At 67.0% G+C, this 19,585-nt stretch carries 17 protein-coding genes; 13 read left to right on the top strand and 4 right to left on the bottom strand.

Features of this window, described 5'->3' with window-relative positions:
• Positions 1 to 150 precede the first annotated feature (150 nt).
• From polA to nusB, 6 genes are all read left to right on the top strand, one after another.
• A complete protein-coding gene (polA, locus tag LzC2_RS00360) occupies positions 151 to 2,919 on the top strand; it encodes a DNA polymerase I (RefSeq protein ID WP_171182507.1) in 2,769 nt (922 codons plus the stop codon).
• 153 nt (positions 2,920 to 3,072) lie between these two features.
• Positions 3,073 to 3,753, top strand: coding sequence for a dephospho-CoA kinase (coaE, locus tag LzC2_RS00355; RefSeq protein ID WP_171182505.1), 681 nt, complete (start codon positions 3,073 to 3,075; stop codon positions 3,751 to 3,753).
• A gap of 250 nt (positions 3,754 to 4,003) precedes the next feature.
• Complete coding sequence (gene rho / locus LzC2_RS00350; RefSeq protein ID WP_246254602.1) at positions 4,004 to 5,317, top strand: transcription termination factor Rho; 1,314 nt, start codon at positions 4,004 to 4,006, stop codon at positions 5,315 to 5,317.
• Between the two features lie 29 nt (positions 5,318 to 5,346).
• A complete protein-coding gene (locus LzC2_RS00345; protein ID WP_171182501.1) occupies positions 5,347 to 6,156 on the top strand; it encodes a DUF4058 family protein in 810 nt (269 codons plus the stop codon).
• On the top strand, positions 6,153 to 6,629 hold the full coding sequence (ribH, locus tag LzC2_RS00340; RefSeq protein ID WP_171182498.1) for a 6,7-dimethyl-8-ribityllumazine synthase: 477 nt from the start codon (positions 6,153 to 6,155) through the stop codon (positions 6,627 to 6,629). The genes LzC2_RS00345 and ribH overlap by 4 nt, the downstream gene beginning before the upstream one ends.
• Positions 6,630 to 6,695: 66 nt before the next feature.
• Positions 6,696 to 7,229 (top strand): transcription antitermination factor NusB, encoded by a 534-nt coding sequence (gene nusB / locus LzC2_RS00335; RefSeq protein WP_206678503.1) that lies wholly within the window; start codon positions 6,696 to 6,698, stop codon positions 7,227 to 7,229.
• Positions 7,230 to 7,242: 13 nt separating this feature from the next.
• Here nusB and LzC2_RS00330 read toward each other — a convergent pair whose 3' ends face one another.
• Together LzC2_RS00330 and LzC2_RS00325 are read right to left on the bottom strand one after the other, a co-directional pair.
• Positions 7,243 to 7,767, bottom strand: a complete 525-nt coding sequence (locus tag LzC2_RS00330) for a PH domain-containing protein (protein ID WP_171182496.1) — start codon at positions 7,765 to 7,767, stop codon at positions 7,243 to 7,245.
• Positions 7,764 to 8,996 carry a formylglycine-generating enzyme family protein gene (locus LzC2_RS00325; RefSeq protein WP_171182494.1) on the bottom strand — a complete coding sequence of 411 codons (1,233 nt, stop codon included), beginning with the start codon at positions 8,994 to 8,996 and terminating at the stop codon, positions 7,764 to 7,766. The genes LzC2_RS00330 and LzC2_RS00325 overlap by 4 nt, the downstream gene beginning before the upstream one ends.
• 169 nt (positions 8,997 to 9,165) lie before the next feature.
• Between LzC2_RS00325 and LzC2_RS00320 the strand changes: the two genes are divergently transcribed.
• Positions 9,166 to 9,798 carry a D-sedoheptulose-7-phosphate isomerase gene (locus tag LzC2_RS00320; protein WP_171182519.1) on the top strand — a complete coding sequence of 211 codons (633 nt, stop codon included), beginning with the start codon at positions 9,166 to 9,168 and terminating at the stop codon, positions 9,796 to 9,798.
• Positions 9,799 to 9,841: 43 nt separating this feature from the next.
• Positions 9,842 to 10,327, top strand: a complete 486-nt coding sequence (locus LzC2_RS00315; RefSeq protein ID WP_171182490.1) for a hypothetical protein — start codon at positions 9,842 to 9,844, stop codon at positions 10,325 to 10,327.
• Here LzC2_RS00315 and priA read toward each other — a convergent pair.
• Complete coding sequence (gene priA, locus LzC2_RS00310; RefSeq protein WP_315854469.1) at positions 10,324 to 12,873, bottom strand: replication restart helicase PriA; 2,550 nt, start codon at positions 12,871 to 12,873, stop codon at positions 10,324 to 10,326. The genes LzC2_RS00315 and priA overlap by 4 nt on opposite strands.
• Positions 12,874 to 13,015: 142 nt before the next feature.
• On the opposite strand from priA, the gene nadD reads away from it, so the two are divergent.
• The 5 genes from nadD to LzC2_RS00285 all read left to right on the top strand — a co-directional run bounded on the left by nadD (position 13,016) and on the right by LzC2_RS00285 (position 18,183).
• Positions 13,016 to 13,618 (top strand): nicotinate-nucleotide adenylyltransferase, encoded by a 603-nt coding sequence (nadD, locus tag LzC2_RS00305; RefSeq protein WP_171182489.1) that lies wholly within the window; start codon positions 13,016 to 13,018, stop codon positions 13,616 to 13,618.
• A gap of 3 nt (positions 13,619 to 13,621) precedes the next feature.
• Entirely contained in the window at positions 13,622 to 15,517 is a 1,896-nt protein-coding gene (gene htpG, locus LzC2_RS00300; protein WP_171182488.1) for a molecular chaperone HtpG, read from the top strand.
• Entirely contained in the window at positions 15,517 to 16,029 is a 513-nt protein-coding gene (locus tag LzC2_RS00295; RefSeq protein WP_171182487.1) for a DinB family protein, read from the top strand. Before htpG ends, LzC2_RS00295 begins: the two co-directional genes overlap by 1 nt.
• Positions 16,030 to 16,151: 122 nt before the next feature.
• Positions 16,152 to 17,483 (top strand): ABC transporter permease, encoded by a 1,332-nt coding sequence (locus tag LzC2_RS00290; protein ID WP_171182486.1) that lies wholly within the window; start codon positions 16,152 to 16,154, stop codon positions 17,481 to 17,483.
• Positions 17,476 to 18,183, top strand: coding sequence for an ABC transporter ATP-binding protein (locus tag LzC2_RS00285; RefSeq protein ID WP_171182433.1), 708 nt, complete (start codon positions 17,476 to 17,478; stop codon positions 18,181 to 18,183). Before LzC2_RS00290 ends, LzC2_RS00285 begins: the two co-directional genes overlap by 8 nt.
• Before the next feature lie 12 nt (positions 18,184 to 18,195).
• Here the strand turns inward: LzC2_RS00285 and LzC2_RS00280 are convergent, their stop codons facing one another.
• Positions 18,196 to 19,536, bottom strand: a complete 1,341-nt coding sequence (locus LzC2_RS00280; RefSeq protein ID WP_171182485.1) for a sulfatase-like hydrolase/transferase — start codon at positions 19,534 to 19,536, stop codon at positions 18,196 to 18,198.
• Between the last annotated feature and the right edge of the window lie 49 nt (positions 19,537 to 19,585).

The raw sequence follows: 19,585 nt of genomic DNA, 5'->3' as shown, positions 1-19,585 counted from the left end.
ATTGGGTTCTGTGGGGTACGACGCGCTTCGGGCGCCAAGGGTCGTCCGCTTGGGGGCGGCGCGACGGACCTCTACCGTGCGTCGCCCCCCGCCGCCCGCCCCGTCGTCCTCTCCGACACGCCGCCCGTAGCCCGCCCAGAAAAGCGCCCGATGGCCGACCCCGAACGCAAGCTGCTGTATCTGATCGACACCTACTCGCTGGTGTTTCAGAACTACCACGGCATCCCGATGATGACGGGGCCAAAGGGTCAGCCGACGAACGCCGTGTTCGGCTTCACCCGCGACCTCCGGGCGCTGCTGGACCGCAAGCCGTCGCACCTCGTGATGTGTCTCGAAGGCGGGAAGACCGACCGCAGCACGCAGTTCGAGGCGTACAAGGCGACCCGCAAGGAGACGCCCGACGACCTTCAGACGCAGATCCCGCTGATCCTGGAGATGGCGGCCGGCCATGGCGTCCCCTGCGTCTCCTTCCCCGGGCAGGAAGCGGACGACGTGATGGCGACGCTCGCCGTGAAGGGCGCCGCGGCGGGGTTCGAGGTCCGCATCGTCACCACGGACAAGGATGCCCGGCAGGTCGTTTCGGAGAGCATCCGTCTGTTCAACTGCCGCAGCGGCAAGACGATCGGTCCGGAGGAACTCCTTGAGGAGTGGGGCGTGCGGCCCGATCAGGTCACGGACTTTCAGGGACTCGTCGGCGATACCTCCGACAACATCCCCGGCGTGCCCAAGGTCGGCCCGAAGGCGGCGACCGAACTGCTGACACGCTACGGCACGCTCGAGGGCGTTCTCGAAGCCGCGGCGCCGGGGCCGGACGCCATTGAGAAGAGCCGCGTGCTCAACAAGACGGTCCGCGCGAACCTCGCCGACCCGGAGCATCGCAAGAACGCCGTGCTCTCCAAGGAACTGGCGACCCTGCGGACGGATCTCGAACTCCCGATGACCTGGGAGGACGCCGAGATCAGCGTCCCCGACCACGATCGCCTGCTGACGCTCTATACGGAATTGGGTTTCAAGCGGCTCTCCGAGGAGGCCCGGGACAATTCGTCCGACGCCCCCAAACAGATCACCGGCGCCGGCGGATACGTCCGCCGCAAACGGGGCGAGCAGGACGACGGGGCGAAACTCGACGCGATTCTCGTGGACACGCCGGAGAAGTTCGACGCCTTCCTCGACGACCTCCGCGAACAGCCGGCGTTCTGCCTCGATCTCGAAACGACCAGCACCGACGCCTCCCGAGCCGACATCGTCGGCTGGGCCGTCTGCTGGGAGGATCACAAGGCCTACTACATCCCGGTGAACGCCCCGGAGGGCACGCCGGCCCTCGAACCGATCGCCGTGCTGGAGGCGATGCGGCCGATCCTCATGGACCCGGCGAAGACGGTTCACAACCAGAACCTGAAGTACGACCTCACCGTGCTGCTGCGGGCGGGCGCGGACGTCGCGACCGTGGGCGTCGATCCGATGGTCGCCGACTATCTGCTGGCCGCCGGCGAGCGCAGCCACAGCCTCGACGCCCTCGCCCGGCGTCATCTGGACCGCCGCACCACGCCGATCTCCGACCTCATCGGGAAGGGCAAGGACCAGAAGCTGATGTTCGAGGTCGAGGTGGAGGAGGTCACCGCCTATGCCGCGGAAGACGCCGACGTCGCCTGGCAACTCGCGAAGCTGATGCGGGAGAAGCTCGAAGCGGAGCACCTCTGGGAGCTGTATGAAACCGCGGAGCGGCCGCTGATCCCCATCCTCGCGCATATGGAGCACACCGGCATCGCCTTGGACGTGCCGGAGTTGGAACGCCAGTCCGCGGAGATCACGGCCCGGTTGGAACAACTGGAAGCGGAGATCCAGGATCTCGCCGGCCGGGAGTTCAACGTCCGCAGCAACAAGCAGTTGCAGGTGGTGCTGTTCGAGGAGTTGGGGCTGCCGATCGTGAAGCGGACGAAGACCGGCCCCAGCACGGATGCGGAGGTGCTCGAAAAGCTCGCCCCCAAGCACCCCTTGCCCGCGAAGGTGCAGGAGCACCGCGGGCTGACGAAGTTGCAGGGCACCTACGTCGACGCCTTGCCGAAACTCGTGCATCCGGACACGGGCCGCATTCACTGCTCCTTCAATCAGGTGGTCACCTCGACCGGCCGCCTGAGCAGCTCCGATCCGAACCTACAGAACATCCCGATCCGCACCGAGGAGGGCCGCCGCGTCCGTAAAGCGTTCGTGCCCGGCGAACCGGGTTGGAAGCTGCTGGCGGCGGACTATTCGCAAATCGAACTCCGCTTCCTCGCCCACTACAGCGGTGACGCGGCGTTGGTGGACGCCTTCACGGAAGACCGCGACGTGCACGCCTCCGTCGCTGCGGAGATCTTCGGCGTGCCGCTCGACGAGGTCACGAAGGAGCAGCGGGCGATCGCCAAGACCACGAATTTCGGCGTGATCTACGGCCAGAGTTCGTACGGTCTGAGCGCCACTTTGGGCATCCCGCAAGACGAGGCTCAAACGTTTATCGACGCCTACCTCGCCACCTATCCGGGCGTGCGGACGTTAATCGAGAAGACGCTGTCGAACGTCCGCAACAGCGGCTACGCCTATACGATTCTCGGTCGGCGGCGCGAGGTGACGGGCCTACGCCCCAAATACATCGGCCAGATGAACCTCGCGGAGCGCACGGCGTTCAATGCGGTCATTCAGGGGTCCGCGGCGGACCTGATCAAACTGGCGATGATCGCCGTGTCGAATCGTCTCAGCCAGGAAGGGCACCCGGCGAGACTGTTGTTGCAGATCCACGACGAATTGCTGTTCGAGACCCCCGCAGATCGCGTGGACGACTTGGCGGCGCTGGTGACCGAGGAGATGACCGCCGCGATGAGCCTCGACGTCCCGCTGCGGGTCGACGTGAATATTGGGGAGAATTGGCTCGACGCGAAGTGACCCGAGGTTCCTCGTCAGCGGACTGATTAGGCCGTTGACAGGGTGGATGGGCGGCAGGACGATGGGCCGCGCCCGTTTCGGGTTCCCTCCCTGCCGCAGCCCGCGGCCCCCTCCACCCCTGCCCACCCTGTGTCTACTTCTGCGCCTGCCCCCGTGTTCGGGGTCGTCGGCGGCGTCGGATCCGGTAAGAGCGCCCTCTGTTCCGCGGTGGCGGAGCGATGGGATCTTGCCGTGCTCGACGGCGACGCCGCCGGCCACGAGGCGCTGCGCGAGGATGCGGTGAAGATCGCTCTGCATGATCGATTCGGCGCGGAGATCTTCTTCGCCCACGGCGATCTCGCACATCGTGAGATCGATCGATCCAAGCTCGCGGCGAAAGTGTTCGGCCCCGGCAAGCAGGCGGCGCTCGCAGCCCTCGAAGCGATCGTGCACCCGGTGATCCGACGCCGCTTGCTGAGCGAGGCCGAGGATCTGCTCGCCTCTGGATACGAGGCGGTCTTGCTGGATGCCGCGGTCCTGCTGGAGACCGGCTGGCGGGATCTCTGTGAGAAGGTCGTCTTCGTGGACGTGCCCCGGTCCGAACGGCTGCGACGGGTCGCCTCGCGCGGCTGGGATGCGGCGGAGTTAGACCGGCGGGAAACGAGTCAGTGGTCGCTGGACCGCAAACGGGCCGCCGCCGATGCGACGGTCGACAACGGCGGCTTGCTCGCTGATGCCGTTCGCTCCTTCGACGACCTCCTTCAGGCATGGGGCGTCGAACCCTCGCCCGCCGCTCCGGTGCGTGCCGCCCGGCCGGATCTGTTCGCCCAGCCCGCCGCCGCGGTCACGAATTGACGTGTCATTGATGCCCGTACCCTCCCCCACCCCCCGCCCCGCGCCCGCGATGTCTTCCTCGTCCAATTCGTCGAAGAAGAAGCGGGCCAGCGTCCGCGACCGGATGGCGAAGAGCCAGGCGACGCTCAATCCGCCCAGCGGGACCGCCCCGTCGGAAGTGCCCGTCAACGCCGCGGAGGAGTCCAACCCGCTCCCCGTCCCGCCCCCTTCGGCGCCGAAGCCGAAGGCCGAGGAGCCGCGGACGTTGTCGATGCTGACCGAGGAGGACGATCCGCCCTCCCTGGGGCCGCGCCCGGCGGAGCAGATTCACATCTCCGAATTGCAGCGGATGAGCATGCGTGAGCTGCTCGCCATGGCGGCGGAAGCCAGTCTTGAAGAGTACGGCGGACTGAAGAAGCAGGATCTGATCTTCAAGATCCTCAAGGAGCGAACCAAGCTCTCCGGCTTGATGTTCGGCGAGGGCACGCTGGAAATCCTCCCGGACGGGTTCGGCTTTCTCCGCAGCCCGGACTACCACTACCTGCCCTGCCCGGACGACATCTACGTCTCGCCGAGCCAGATCCGCCGATTCGGTCTGAAGACCGGCGCCACCGTCGCCGGTCAGATCCGCCCGCCGAAGGAGAACGAACGCTACTTCGCCCTGTTGCGGGTCGAGGCCGTCGGCGGGAAAGACCCCGCGGCGGTGCATGGGATGGTGCCGTTCGACGATCTAACCCCCCTGCATCCGCAGGAGCGCTTGCAACTGGCCGCGGACGCCCAGCAACTCAGCACGCGGGTCGTGGATCTCGTCGCCCCGATCGGGCTGGGCCAACGCGGTTTGATCGTCAGCCCGCCCCGGGCCGGGAAGACGGTGCTCCTGCAACAACTCGCCCAGGCGACGATCGCCGGGCACCCGGACGCCTACGTGATCGTCCTCCTGATCGACGAACGGCCGGAGGAGGTCACGGAAATGGAGCGACAGGTGAAGGGTCGGAACTGCGAGGTCGTCTCCAGCACCTTCGACGAGCCGCCCAGTCGGCACATTCAGGTGTCTGAGATGGTGATCGAGAAGGCCAAACGATTGGTCGAGTTCGGGCAGGACGTGGTGATCTTCCTCGACTCGATCACCCGCCTGGCTCGCGCCTGGAACACGGAGACGCCCCACAGCGGCAAGGTGCTGACCGGCGGCGTCGACGCCGGCGCCCTGCAACACCCGAAGCGCTTCTTCGGCGCCGCCCGCAATGTCGAGGAAGGCGGCAGCCTGACGATCGTCGCCACCGCGCTGGTCGAGACCGGCTCGAAGATGGACGAGGTGATTTTCGAAGAGTTCAAAGGCACCGGCAACACGGAGCTGCATCTGGACCGCAAACTGGTCGAGAAGCGCATCTGGCCCGCGATCGACGTGAACAAGTCCGGCACCCGTCGTGAAGAACTGCTCCGCGAGCCGGAGGAACAGCGCCAGGTCGATCGGATGCGCCGCACGCTTTCCGGCATGAACCCGACGGACGCCATGGACCTGCTCGTCAATCGGCTGTCGAAGTCGAAATCCAACGCGGAGTTCCTCGACGCGATGTCGCTAAACTGACCTCGCTCGATTCCAGGCCCAGCGACGCGATGCACAGCCCCTTCCCCGGCATGGACCCGTTCCTGGAAAGGAGTTGGTCGAATTTCCATGGTTCCTTCTCCGCATACGCGATTGGGGCGCTGAACCCATCGATGCCGCCGGGATTCGTCGCTGAGGTCGAGACGGACATCTACATCCACGAGCTGTCCGCTGAAGCGCGAGAGATCGGTCGACGGAGGAAGATCGCTGAGGGGGACGCGGCGATTTACGTGACGAACGTGGACGGAGATCGGGGAGAGGGCGAATCGGGCCAGGTCGTCGCCAAGCCGACGGCGGTGGGCATCCTCCCCGGGGTCGTCGAGGAACGCGTTCGTAGAGTGGCGATTCGCACGGTGGAGGGCGCAGAACTCGTCACCGTCATCGAATTACTCAGCCCGACGAACAAGATCCGACATCGTGACGCCTACTTGGTAAAAAGAGCGGCGCTCCTGGACTCGCCGGCCCATCTCGTCGAGATCGACCTGCTGCGGGCGGGGCGGCGGCTTCCCGTGGACGACGAGCCGGACAGCGACTTCTTCGTCACGGTCAGTGTCGCTGAACGCAGGCCGACCGTGGACCTGTTCGCCTTTTCGCTGCACGACCGAATGCCGACGCTGCCGATTCCTTTGCGGGACGGGGATTTCGTGCCGTTGGACCTGCGTCTCGTGACGGACCGAGTGTTCGAAGCATCCGCCTACCATCCTCGAATCTACGCTCGCCCGCCGGAACCGCCGCTCTCTCCCGAGGACTCGGTGTGGGCCGCTGACCTGCTGGAAAACGCCGGCATCCCCCTTCCCCCGCAGTTCCCGACCGCTGAATGATCGAACACGACGCCCCCCCCGTGCTGCCCGGCGGCCGCTACGCGGTCGCGTGCGCCCGCTGGAATCCGCTGATTACCGATCGACTGCTCGAAGGGGCGCTGGGGACGTTGCGACGGCTCGGCGCCGACGAGGAGGCGCTGACCGTGGTGCGGGTGCCGGGGACGTTCGAGTTGGGCGGCGTCTGTCACGAACTCGCCAAGAGCGGCGGGTTCGACGCCGTGCTGGGTCTGGGCTGTGTGGTGAAGGGCGAGACGGAACATGACCGCTTCATCAACGCCTCCGTGGCGAGCAGCTTTCAGTCCAGCAGTCGCGAAACCGGGACGCCCGTGCTGTTCGGGGTCGTGACGACGAATGATTTTGAGCAGGCCTTGAGCCGCGCCGGGGGCAAACACGGCAACAAGGGCGCGGAGACCGCCGCCGCCGCCGTTGAAACGGCGGGCCTACTGCGTAGCATCCGGGCCGGGGCGAGCTGATTCGCGGTCCGTCCCCGCCGCCCCGTCCTTCACGATGCAAGCTCTTCCGGTAAGGAATGGGCGGGCGTGTTCACTCTCTCCCACGGCGATTGCTCCGCCGTCTTCCGCGACGGCTTCCGTTTCATGTCCCGCCGCAGTCATCAGGATTCCTCCGCCGCTCGCGGCGACGGCCGCGCCGCTCGGGAGATCGCGCTTCAACTCTTGTACGAAGCCGACCTGAACCCCGCCCTCGACCGCCAGCACGCGAAGTCCGCGTTGGAAGAACGCACCGAGGACGTCGAGCTGCGCCGCCGCGCGTGGCGGCTGTACACCCGAGTAATGGAGGTCCGGGACGATCTCGATGCGAAGCTCTCCGGCGTCGCGCGGAACTGGTCGCTGAAGCGGATGGCGGCGACGGACCGCAACGCCCTGCGGCTCGGTCTATTCGAACTGTTGCACACCGACCTTCCCCCGAAGATCGTGTTGAACGAAGCGATCGAACTGGCCCGGACGTTCGGCGACAAGAACAGCCCGCAGTTCGTCAACGGCTTGCTCGACCGACTCCTGCCCGAAACGAAACGCCCCGACCGTTCGTCTGAAGACGCCGCGCCGGTCTCCTAACAGGATTCGGGCGTCAGGAAGGACGGACCCGCGGCGGCCGGGCGGCGATCTGAGCCGCGGCGGCGTCAATCGAGAGGCGGGCACCCTTCATTTCGGCCAGCCGGGCGGCGAAGTTCTCGACGTACGGGATGCCACGGAGCGTCAGCAGCCGCGTGCCGGCGCCGTCTCGAAGCGTCAGATCCCCCGCGCGGAACCAACGCGAGACGGCCGGCAGCGACACGTCTGCCGCAGCGACGTCGCTCAGCAGCGCCGCATCCAATTGGCGACCGGTCAGCGGGGTCTCCGCGATCAGTCGGCGATCCGTCAGTCGGTAGCGGATGCCGAACGCCTTCTGCCACAGGTAGACCGCGGCGCCGAGCGGTGCGAGCGGTAGCCCGAGGACCCATTGCGACAGCGTCGCGGGGCCGATCGGAATCGGCACGCAATTCAAAACGCGGCCCAGCAGCCGGCCCGGACCGGTCGCCGAGACGCCCGGGTAGGCTACGAGCACGTCGCGTTCGGAGTCCTTCTCCGCCGGGTCCGTCGCCGGGTCCGTCATCGTCCGGCGCCGCCCCCGACGCTCGGCAGCGGATCGCCGCCGGGCGTGCCGTCCACGGTCAGGCGAAACACGCATCGGAAGCCGACCTGCTTCACCTCCTCTGTTCCTTCGAGCCCTGCCCGACGGTCGGCGTTCCACCCCTCGCCGAGTCCACGCACGGCCTTCGTTCCCCCGGCCCCGCTCCCGCGATCCGGATTACGATAGACGCCGGCCGCATCGGTTCGCTCTCCGCGGAGCGGATCCTCCGCGAAGGTCTGAACCGTCCACTCTCCGGCGTTCCCGGCCAAGTCGTAGATGCCGAACGGGCTGCGATCGATCCGAAAACTCATCACGGGATCGATCTGTCCCGGCTCACGGGAGACCCCAAACACCGCTTGAGCGTTGCCCCACGGGTACTGGAAGTCGTCGTCGCCGCGGGCGGCTCGCACCCATTCGGCCTCGGTCGGCAGCGACCGCCCGGCCCATTTGGCGTAGAGGAACGCGCTCCGCCACGGAACGCCGAGGGCGGGCAGGTCGTCGTCCCCGTCGATGTTGATCGGCGGCGCGGTCCGCTCGCCGCTTTCCTCAAGGAACCGACGGAACTGGCCGACGGTCACCTCGTGCTGATCCATATAGAACGCGCCCACATAGACTTCGGGCCGCTGCTCGTCGTCGGGTGAACCAAGACGCACGATCCCGGCCGGAACGAGGCAGACCGGCATGTCATCCTGCACGTCGCGCATGCGCCGCGGGAGTCCGCCCGGTCCGGCGCCGCGGGCAGGGATCGCTTCGAATCCCTCGGGCGTGCTGCCCGGGGCGCCGCCGGGGGGCGCGGGGATCGACTCGATCGGAAACCGACCGTCGGGGCCGGCCGTCTCCGCTAACACCGGTCGACGGACGGCGTCGACCGGTCCGCGGACGGCGCCGGTCACGACGAAGTTCGCGCGATCGGCAGGAGTTTCGTCGGCCCCTTCCGCAGGCGGAATGATTGCATAGCGGGCGGCGCCCTCCGGCAGCGCCCGCAACGGGGCGGGGCTGCGGGTCGGTTTCCGGCGTGACGGAGCGTTATTCCGGGCCGGCGCCGCGGGAGCCGGTCTTGCCGGAGCACGATTGATGCTCGGAGCGGCGGGCGCGGCGACGGTTTGGGGGTCTTCTCCCCCGCAACCGGACGTCGAGATCGCCCCCGCTCCCACGGCGCACGCGGCAAGCAGTGCGCAAAGTGGTTGGCGGCGAGGGGCGCGGCGCGTCATCGTGGCCGATCGTACAGCGGTTCCCGCGGCCCCGTCTACCGGCACAGCGGCCCGCCGATCCGAACCGGTCGGAGAGTTCCTGCAGAATCTCTCTTCCGCCGGCCGCGTATTCTGTGCGAGAACCGCCCTGTCCCCTCCCCTCGGCCCCCGCCCGCAGGTCCGCGCGATGATGTTCGGCGCCCACGTCTCCCCGCGCGATTACCTCACCCGCATCAGCGAGGTGCAGGATCAGCTTGATTTGTCCGAGACGGAAGCCCTCGCCGATGCCGTGCATCGGGCTTACGAGAACGGCAATTTCGTCTTCATTTGCGGCAACGGCGGCAGCGGCTCGAACGCCAGCCACCTTTGCGAAGACCTCGGCAAGAGCAGCCTGACCCGCGATAAGTTCACGGACGACTCCGTGAAGCGGCTCAAGGTGCTCAGCCTGACGGATAACACCCCCTACATCCTCGCCTGGGGCAACGACGAGGGGTTCGACCGCATCTTCGTCGAGCAGCTCAAGAATCTCGCCTCCCCCGGCGACGTGCTGATCGCTATCAGCGGCTCCGGCAACAGCCCAAACATCCTGAACGCAGTCGAGTGGTCGAACCGGAAGGGTCTCGAAACCTACGGCATCACCGGCTTCACCGGCGGCAAGCTGCGGGTGCTCGCCCAGAACAACGTCCACATCCCCTGCGATGACATGGGGATCGTGGAATGCCTGCACCTCCAACTGTTCCACTGGGTGCTGGACGACTTGCACGGCCGCATCAACGAAGTCGGCCGCTACGCGGCGAAGGGTGAATTGCGCAAGGCGGCCTGAAGTTGATGCGAGCCGACAGCCAGGGATTGGCTAAGCTGGTCCCATGGCTTATGGCAAAAAACAGTTCCGTTATATCCGCGTTGGGGAGCGGACCTACGCTTGGCAGGTCTGCTTCTCCGACGATTACTGTCATCTGTGGCTTGTTGTTACGGAGAAGGACGGGTGCTTTGAAGCTGCCTACCGTCTCCGTCAGCGTGACGATCGTCGCTGGATTGCGTTAGGCGGCGATGGTTTCGGCAAAGTTTTGAAGCTGTTTGGCGGTGGAACCTTCCGGTGCCCAGAATTTGCTCCGGGCGGAATTGCGAAACCTAGTGGCGTCCGTGAGTTGATCGAATGGTGTTTGAGGCCAAACCCGTACTGGGAATGGGTCGATCGAGACGGTCTGCCGATCCCACCCGGAGAGATCTGTCCGCAGTGCGGAGAGCGTGTCAGTTTCTACCCTTTCTCCAATCACACGACGGACTGCAAAAACTGCGGACATTATTTCGCCGTCCGAGCCGCCGCTATCGAAAGTACGAGTCCGCGCTAACGCATATTCAGCGGGTCCATGTCGACGACGAAGTCGACGTCCCCGCCGGTGGGGAACTCCGGTTCGACCGTTCGCCACAGACTGCGAACGTCGGCCGGGTTCTCGGCGCTCAGTTGAAAGTGAAAGCGCCAGTTCTTCTGCAAGCGGGCCACGGCACAGGGGGCCGGGCCGAGGATCTGCACGGGCAGATTGCGTGATTTCGCGGCGGCCGAGAGCGCATTGGCCATCTCATTCGCCCGCCGCTTCACCGCCGCTTCGTCCGGACCGCGGAGGATCACCCGGCAGAGCCGACGATACGGCGGGTAGCTCATGTCCCAGCGGTCGCGGAGTTCGTCCGCGACGAACCCCAGATAGTCGTGCCCCGCCGCCCGGCGGATCGCCGGCTCGGCCGGGTTGCTGCTTTGCACGTAGACGCGTCCGCCGCGGGAACTGCGGCCGGTCCGGCCGGCGACCTGAGCGATCAGTTGGAAGGTCCGTTCGCCGGCCCGCGGGTCGGGCTGGTGCAACTGGGTGTCGGCGTCGACCACGCCCACCAGCGTGACGTTGGGGAAGTCGAGACCCTTCGCGATCATCTGCGTGCCCAGCAGGATGTCGATCTCGCTGTGACGGAAGCGGGTCAGCACTTCGTCGTGGCTGCCGGGTTTGCGCATCGAATCGCTGTCCATGCGGGCGATCGTCGCGTCGGGGAACACCTGCTTCACTTCTTCTTCCAGCTTCTGCGTGCCCACGCCCACGTACTTCAATTCGTGGGCGCCGCAGCCGGGACAGGCCCGCGGGACGGTCTGCTCGTGGGCGCAGCTGTGGCAGACAGCCCGGCCCTTGTCGCGATGCCAGGTGAGGGAGACGTCGCAGTCCGGACACATCAGGCTCGCCCCGCAGGCCCGGCACCAGACCGCGGGCGAGAAACCGCGGAGATTCAGGAACAGGATCACCTGTCCGCCGTCCTCGATCGCCGCCTTCACCGCGTTCGAGAGCTGCCGGCCGATCGCCCTCCCCTTCCTCACCTGGGGGTCGTTGCGCACGTCCACCGTCACCACCGGCGGCAACGGCAGTTTGCCCACGCGACGAAGCAGCGAGAGCAGCCGGTAACGCCCCTCCTGAGCGGCGTGCCAGCTTTCGAGCGTCGGCGTCGCCGAACCGAGAATCAACGGCACGCCGGCTTCGCGGCACCGCTTCTCCGCCACTTCCCGGGCGTGGTAACGGGGCACGCTGTCCTGCTTGAAGGTCGACTCGTGCTCCTCGTCGATGATGACGAGGCCGAGGTGCTGACAGGGGGCGAAGATCGCGCTGCGGGCGCCGACCACCACCTCGACTCGCCCCGCGGCGATGTCCCGCCAGTGCTTGCTGCGTTCGGCGTCGGAGAGGTGCGAATGCAGCACCGCGACCCGCTCGAAGCGTTGGCGGAACCGACGGATTGTCTGCGGAGTGAGAGCGATCTCCGGCACCAGCACGATCGCCTGACGGCCGTACTCGACGACCTCTTTGATCGCCCGAATGTAGACCTCCGTCTTCCCGCTGCCGGTCACGCCGTGCAGCAAGAACGTCGCATATTCCTGTCCACGTAGGGCGGCGAGGATCGTGTCGAGCGCCGCCTGCTGCTCGTCCGTCGCCACCAACTCTTCCCAGGGTTCGATCGCCACGTCGTCGAACTCCGTCACGTCGGTCCGTTTGCGGACCTGCTCCGCAAAACCCTTGTGCTTGAGGGAAGTCACGACGCCCACGCCGCAGTCCGCTTTGCTCGCGACGTAATCGGCCCGGACCGGCTCGCCGGCGTCGATGATCGCCGCCATCGCGGCCCGCTGCTTCTTCGTGAGGCTGCCGGCGTCCAGCGCCGCCCGGCCGGTCTCGGTGGGGCGGTAGAAGACGAGTTCGCGGGTGCCGGCGTTCCGCTTCACGCCGGCGGGAACGACCGACGAGAGGACCTGCCCCCAGCCGCAGAGGTAGTACTCCGCGATCCACCGCGACAGTTCGAGCATCTTCGCGTCGACCAGCGGCGCCTCGTCCAGCACGCGATCGATCGTCTTCAGCCGCTCCGGCTTCGAGCCGCGTTCGTTGGCGTACTCCTCCACCGGCCGCACGGCGACGACGAACCCGGTCTCGCTCCGCCCGCCCCGCGGCCCGCGGCCGAACGGCACCCGGACGCGGCGGCCCGGCGCGATCTCATCCCGCAGGTTCTCCGGGACGAGGTACGTGTAAGCGTCCATCAGCGGTTTGTTGAGGACGACATCCGCGACGACGCGATCCTCCGCAGCGGCGATCTCCCACGCCATCGCGGCGCCGGCGGCGATCTCCTCGGCGGTCGGCTCCGGCGGGTCGAACAGTGCCCCCTGCTCCTTCCCGGCAGACGAGCCGGTCTCGAGAGGCGAGCCGGGGGCGTCAGCCTCCGGAGGGTGCGGCGGGGACGGCTCCATGCGGTCCATCTTGGCGTCCGCGGCGTCAGTCGAAAGCGTGGCGGTGCGGGCGACCATCTCGAAGATCTCGGCGAGCGGCGGGGCGTCAGCCCCCCGAGCCTTCAGGCTCGAAGCGCCAACAGAATAAGTGTACACGTAGACATCATTCGATCAATCCGTGTTTGCACGGTTGACGGAAGGGATGCGGGCGACAGGATTTGCGACGACGTCGTTCCCCCGTCCCCGCGCCCGTTCCGACTCGGAGGGCTGACGCCCCCGCTCGCCTGCCCTGATTGTCATGAAGCTTGGACTGTTCGGCGGCACCTTCGATCCGGTCCATCTGGGGCATCTGCTGCTCGCGGAGCGGTGCCGGGAGGAGCTCGACCTCGATGAAGTGCGGTTCCTCCCCGCGGCTTCGAACCCGCTGAAGGAGAACGGCCCCGTCGCGGACGGCAAGCAGCGCTGCGAGATGGCGCAGTTCGCGATCAGCGGTCACCCGCAGTTCAAGGTCGATCGGCGGGAGGTCAAACGCGGCGGGCCGAGCTACGCCGTCGACACCCTCGCCGAGATCGCCGCGGAGAACCCCGGCGCCGAACTGTTCTTCCTGATGGGAGCCGACGCGCTCGCCGACCTGCCCGATTGGAAGGAGCCGCAGCGGGTGCTGGAACTCGCGACCGTCGTCGCCGTCAATCGCGGGGACGATACGGCGGTGGTCCCCGCCGCCCTGAACTTAGGGAACGCGAGCCAGGTGCGGTTCGTCGCGATGCCGGCGTGCGACTACTCCGCCACCGACCTGCGACGCCGAGCCGGCGCGGGGATGAGCCTGCGCTACCGGACGCCCGCGGCGGTGATTGCTTACTTATACGATAAGAACCTTTATCGCGCCGACGAAGGCGCCTGACTTATGGCCGAAACGCACGAGTTCCAATCCGATATCGCCAAGCTGCTGCGGCTGCTGTCGCAGAGCCTTTACCAAAACCGCGAAGTCGCGGTGCGGGAGTTGGTCTCCAACGCCAGCGACGCCCTCGACAAATATCGCCTGCTGAGTCTCCGCGAAGAGGACGTGCCGACGGCGGATGATCTCCAGATCGTCGTTACGCCGGACGCCGAGGCGAAGACGCTCACGATCGCGGACAACGGCGTCGGCATGACGCACGACGACCTGATCGAGAATCTCGGCACGATCGCCCACAGCGGAACCGAGGGGTTTTCGCAGGGGCTGGAAGGGAATGACGCGGACTCCCTCATCGGGCAGTTCGGCGTCGGGTTCTACGCGGCGTTCATGCTGGCGGAGTCAGTCGAGGTGCGGACGCGGTCTTACCGGGAAGAGGGCGGCTGGAAGTGGACCAGCGCCGGGACCGGTTCGTTTGAAATCGATCAGATCGCCATGCCGGAGCACGGCACGGAGGTCGTCCTGCACCTCCGCGACGACGCCAAGGACTTTGCCGATCCGCAGCGGGTCGAATACGTCCTCAAGCGGTACAGCAGCTTCGTCCCGCATCCGATTCGCTTGGCGGGCCTGTCGTCCGACGGGGAGCCCGGGGAGACGCTGCACGTCAACGATCAGCCGCCGATCTGGGTCGAGCCGAAGGGGAGCGTCACGCCGGAACAGCACCGGCAGTTCTTCGGATATCTGTCCGGGCAGGTCGGGGCGAACCCCCTGTGGAACCTACATCTGTCGCTCGATTCGCCGCTGGAGATCAAATCGATCCTCTATTGCCCCCCGATGAACCCGGAGCTGATGGGTCTCGGCCGGGCGGAGCACGGCCTGCACCTGTGCGCCCGGCGGGTGCTCGTGCAGAGCGACTGCGACAAGCTGCTGCCGGAGTACCTGCGGTTTCTGTACGGCTTGGTCGACAGCAGCGATCTGCCGCTGAACGTGTCCCGGCAGGCGCTGCAGGACGACACGGTTTTTCGCAAAATCCGTCAGGTGCTCACCGGCAAGGTGCTCAGCCGGTTGTCGAAGCTCGCTGAGAACGAGCCGAAGACCTATCAGGAGTTCTACGAGCAGTTCGGCACGACGCTTCGCGAAGGCGTCGCGACGGACAACGTGAACCGGGACAAGATCGCCGAGCTCTTGCGGTTCCGCACGATCGACGCCCCGGATGAGATGTCCGGCCTGAAGGCGTACGTCGAGGGAATGAAAGAGGGTCAAACGCAGATCTTTCACGTCGGCGGCCGCGACGCGGAGGCGGTCAAACGGCGGCCGACGCTCGAAGCGTTCACCGCCCGCGGGCTGAACGTCCTGCTGCTGACGGACCCCGTGGACGAGATCGTGCTCAGCACGTTGGACGAATACGACGGCAAGAAATTCGTCTCCGTGGAGAGCGCCGAGGCCGACCTGCCGCCCCTGCCGGAGTCGGACGACGAGAAAGACGACCGGCCCGAACCTGCCGCCCCGGCGGGACTCGAAGCGGTTCTGGGCCTCTTCCGCGAAGCCCTCGGCGACGAGACGGAGGAGATTCGCCAGACCGACAAGCTGACCGGCAGCCCCTGCCGGCTGGTCACCCCCGGCGGCGGTTTGAGTCCACAACTTCAAAGCGTGTTGGGGGCGAACGACAAGAACTTCAAGCCGCCCAAGCGGATCTTGGAAGTGAACCCCCGGCACCCGCTTGTTCGACGGCTCGCGGACCTGTCGGTAAACGCCCAAAACGGCGACTTCATCAAGTCCTGCGGCCGTCAGTTGTTCGACAACGCCCTGTTGATGAGCGGCATGGTCCCCGATCCGACGGAACTCGCCGCACGGGCGGAGCGGTTCATGACGGATGCCGCCGGGGCGAAATCGAGCGTGATCCTCTGATGTCGACCCGCAACGCAAAACCTCCCGCGACCCACACCGACCTTGCTGAACACCTCTGCTGGAGCCTCCGCGGCGGGTACGCCCACTGCGGCGTCGAAACGGCGTTCCGCGAAGTCGATGGCGGCGTGCAGGGGCGACTGCTCGACCGGTTCGAGCATTCGCTCTGGCAGTTGCTGGAACACCTGCGGCTCTGCCAGCGAGACCTGATCGACTACAGCGTGCGGCCTGACCACGTCTCGCCGGAGCATCCGGTCGGCTACTGGCCGGCGACGCCGGAGCCCCCGAGCCTCGTCGCCTACGACGAGGCGCTGGCCGCCTATCTCGCCGACCGCGAGGAATTGTGCGGCTCGATCGCTGGCGGGGATCTGCTGACGCCGTTCCCCCATGCGGCGGGGCCGGATGGGGAGCCGCGCACGCTGCTCCGCACGGCGACGATCGCGCTGGACCATCAGGCCTATCACATCGGCCAAGCGGTGACGCTGCGGAAGGCCCTCGGCTGCTGGCCCGGCTGACGTGTTCCGACGAAGGCGTCGCCGCGGACGGCGGGGCCGAGAGTTGTTCCGGGGGCGGCGTCGCCTACTCTTCCGGCTCTCCCGTTCCGCTTTCGCCGCCCTTTCGAGCGACCCCCGCCCGCGTGTTCGGCTTCGCCTTTCGCAATTTGCTCAGCCGTCCGGCCCGCTCCGCGCTGGCGCTGGCGGGGTTGACCGTGGCGATCGCCGGGATGGTCGGCCTCTTCGCGGTCAAAGGCGGGTTGGAATCGGCGGCGGAGGACGCGTTCGGCAAGGTGACCGGCCTGACGGCGATTCAGCCCGGCGCCCCGGTGCCGCTGCTCTCCCGCCTGCCGGCCGATTGGGAAGCGAAGATCGACGCCGTCGAGGGCGTGGAAACGACCGTCACCGACGTCTGGAATCGGGCGAACGTCATCGAAGGCAAGACGGTCGTCTCCCCGCCGCGGTTCCTGCTCGGCACCAGCATCCTGGAGCGAGCACGACTGCGGAACGGCGTGTATCGCGAGGCGTTGAAGCAGGGGCGGTTTCTCGACGAAACGGATCTCGGCACGACGAACGTCTACGCCGCCGTGTCGATCCTGGAGGAGCACGAGAAACAGGTCGGCGACTCCCTGACGATCGACGGCGTGGAGTGCAAAGTCGTCGGCGCCTACGAGGTCGGCAGCTTGTTTCTCGATGCCGCCATCCTGATGGATCTGCCGACGATGCGGCAGATCACGCGGTTCGATCCGAACACGGTGTCGAACTACTACATCGAAGGCGATCCGTCCGTTTCGCAGGAGGTCTTGAAGGAACGCATCCTCGAGGTGTTGCGGGACGAAACGACGACGGACTGGAAGCCGACGAACATGGCGCTACTCGGGCAGTCGGAGCCGCCGTTCGCGGCGCTGTTCAACGCCCTCGACGCCGCCGCCCGCGGAGGCGAACCGCCGGCGCCGGCGCCGGACACGAGAGCCAAGCCGGCGCCCGCAGCCGCCCCGCTCGGCGACGACGGCAAGCCTCGCGATCCGGTCGAATTGCGCACGATGGAGGAGTGGCTCGACCAGTTCGCCACCTTCACCGCAGACCTCGACCTGTTCCTCCAGATCCTCGGGGCGACCGGCGTGTTGATCGCCGTGTTCGGCGTGGTGAACACCATGCTGATGAGCGTTTCCGAACGGATCATCGAGTTCGGCATCCTTAAGGCGAACGGGTGGAGCAAAGGCGACGTGCTGCGGCTCATCTGCTCCGAAAGCCTGATCCTCGGCATTGTCGGCGGCCTGCTGGGCGCGGCGATCGGGTGGGCCGCGACGGGGGTGTTGAACGCCCTGTTCCCGGATCGACTCAACCTGTATGCCGGCCCCGGCCTGCTGGGCTTCGCCGTGGCGTTCAGCACGTGCGTCGGCACGCTCGGCGGACTCTATCCGGCGTTGTGGGCGATGCGGATGCAGCCGATGGACGCGATTCGCCGTGGATGATTCCCTGCCCCCCGCATCGCCCGGCCACGCCGGCGCCATCGCCCTCCACGAGGTGACGAAGACCCACCAGCGTGGGCAAACGGAGGTGCACGCCCTCCGCGGCGTCACGGCGGAGATCCCCGCGGGGTCGTTCGCCTTCCTGCTCGGCCCGTCCGGCAGCGGGAAAAGTTCGCTGCTCTATCTGATGGGCGGCTTGGACGACGTCACCGGCGGAGAGATCGCCATCGACGGCCGACGGCTCTCCGCATTCACCGATGCGGAGCGAGACGCCTTCCGCCGCGAGCGCGTCGGCTTCATCTTTCAGGCCTTCAACCTGCTGGGGAACCTCGACGCCGTCGACAACGTGCTCGTCCCCTTCCTCCCGAAGGGCGTGCCGGCGGAACTGCGGGCGCGGGCCGTGGCGTTGCTGGAACAAGTGGGGCTGGGCGATCGGCTCGACCATCGGCCGCATCAGCTCTCCGGCGGGGAGCAGCAGCGAGTCGCGATCGCGCGGGCCTTGTTGAAGAACCCGCAGATCGTGCTCGCCGATGAACCGACCGGCGAACTGGACACCGAAACCGGCGCCGAGATCTTCGCGGAACTGCGTCGCCTCCACGCCGCAGGCGGGACCACCGTCGTCGTCGTCACGCACGATCGCGCGTTAGTCACCGAGGGCGATCTCGTGTTCAACATCCGCGACGGCCGGATCATCGATCCGTAGGCCGGCCGTGCGTCAGCGGGCGCCGTTCCGGCGGCCCGGCTCGTTCGGGCCCCAGCGCGGCTCTTCCATCTCGGACTCCCATTCATCCAGCGCAGCGATCATTGAGGCCACCCGGTCGGGATGACCCGCGGCGAGATCGCTCGACTCGGAGATGTCGGCGTCGAGGTCGTAGAGGGCCGCCGCGGCGCCGGGCGAACGTTCGTCGTACAGCTTCCATTGGCCCAGTCGCATCGCGCGAGGGCCGTTTCCCCCGTGGTGGCGCCAGTAGAGCGGCCGCAGCGGAGCGGAGTCGTCGCCGCCGGTCATCGTGGAGAGGAAGCTGCGCCCGTCGAGCTTCCAAGCGGGATCGACCGCGGCCCCGGCCGCTTCGACCACCGTGGGCAGGAGATCGAGCGCGATCACCGGCTCCTCCACCACCGATCCGGCGGGCGCCCGCCCCGGCCATCGCACGGCCCACGGCACTCGGATCCCGCCCTCGTGCAATTGCCCCTTCCGGCCCCGCAGCGGCGTGTTGACGGCGCCGGTTTGGGTCTGGCCGCCATTATCGTTCGTGAACAGCACCAGCGTGTCGTCCGTCAGTCCCTGCTCCTCCAGGCAGTCCAGGATGCGGCCGACGTTGTCGTCCAACGAGACCACCAGTCCCGCGTACTTCCGCCGCCGATCATTTTTAATATGCGCGATGCGGGCGGCGTCTGCCTCCTTCGGCTGCAGCGGACCGTGCGGGGCCGTGAATGAGACAAACAGATAGAACGGCTCCTCGTCTCGCTCCTCGATAAAGCGACAGGCCGCGGCACCGAGTCGGTCGGTGACGTAGCCGGACTCCGGCGTCGGTTCGCCGTTCTTCTGGATCACCCGATGTTCGGAGGGCTTCTCAATGGGGTAGTACGGGCGCGATCCCTGCAGCAGACCGTAGAAGTGATCGAAGCCGCGTTTGTTCGGATGGTAGGCGGACGGGTAGCCGAGGTGCCACTTGCCGATCAATCCGGTGCGATAGCCGAGCGATTGGAGCCGCTTCACGCCGAACGTCTCCGTCAGCTCCAATCCGTCCTGCCGACCGGGCGGGAGGTTGTCGTCGAACCCGAAGCGTTGCTGATACCGGCCCGTCATCAGGCCGGCTCGCGACGGGGAGCAGACGCAGCCGCTCATGTAGGCGTTCGTGAAGCGGGCGCCGTCGCGGGCGATCGAGTCGATTCGCGGCGTGAGGTTCCGCATCTCCTCGGTGCAGTTCGGCTGGAAACCGAAGTCGGCGTACCCGGCGTCGTCGGCGTAGAGAACGACCACGTTCGGCTTCTCCCCCGCCGAGGCGGCAGCGGTCAGCAGGACAAGCGATGCGAGGCTGAAGAACGAGCGCATACCGGCGAAGCGGATGGGGGAGGGAGCGTGGGGACGGTGAAGCGACCGA

This window comes from Alienimonas chondri, assembly GCF_013036045.1.
Taxonomy (GTDB): domain Bacteria; phylum Planctomycetota; class Planctomycetia; order Planctomycetales; family Planctomycetaceae; genus Alienimonas; species Alienimonas chondri.
Note: the sequence above shows the minus strand (reverse complement) of the source record. Positions and strands in the feature narration are given on the sequence as shown.

Bases quoted from the DNA above. Each gene is read 5' to 3' on its own strand.
- polA (WP_171182507.1), top strand. From the start codon at position 151: ATGGCCGACCCCGAACGCAAGCTGCTGTATCTGATCGACACCTACTCG.
- LzC2_RS00280 (WP_171182485.1), bottom strand. From the start codon at position 19,536: ATGCGCTCGTTCTTCAGCCTCGCATCGCTTGTCCTGCTGACCGCTGCC.
- LzC2_RS00295 (WP_171182487.1), top strand. From the start codon at position 15,517: ATGTCGACCCGCAACGCAAAACCTCCCGCGACCCACACCGACCTTGCT.
- LzC2_RS00315 (WP_171182490.1), top strand. From the start codon at position 9,842: ATGGCTTATGGCAAAAAACAGTTCCGTTATATCCGCGTTGGGGAGCGG.
- LzC2_RS00320 (WP_171182519.1), top strand. From the start codon at position 9,166: ATGTTCGGCGCCCACGTCTCCCCGCGCGATTACCTCACCCGCATCAGC.
- nadD (WP_171182489.1), top strand. From the start codon at position 13,016: ATGAAGCTTGGACTGTTCGGCGGCACCTTCGATCCGGTCCATCTGGGG.
- LzC2_RS00345 (WP_171182501.1), top strand. From the start codon at position 5,347: ATGCACAGCCCCTTCCCCGGCATGGACCCGTTCCTGGAAAGGAGTTGG.
- htpG (WP_171182488.1), top strand. From the start codon at position 13,622: ATGGCCGAAACGCACGAGTTCCAATCCGATATCGCCAAGCTGCTGCGG.
- LzC2_RS00330 (WP_171182496.1), bottom strand. From the start codon at position 7,767: ATGACGGACCCGGCGACGGACCCGGCGGAGAAGGACTCCGAACGCGAC.
- ribH (WP_171182498.1), top strand. From the start codon at position 6,153: ATGATCGAACACGACGCCCCCCCCGTGCTGCCCGGCGGCCGCTACGCG.
- rho (WP_246254602.1), top strand. From the start codon at position 4,004: ATGCTGACCGAGGAGGACGATCCGCCCTCCCTGGGGCCGCGCCCGGCG.
- LzC2_RS00325 (WP_171182494.1), bottom strand. From the start codon at position 8,996: ATGACGCGCCGCGCCCCTCGCCGCCAACCACTTTGCGCACTGCTTGCC.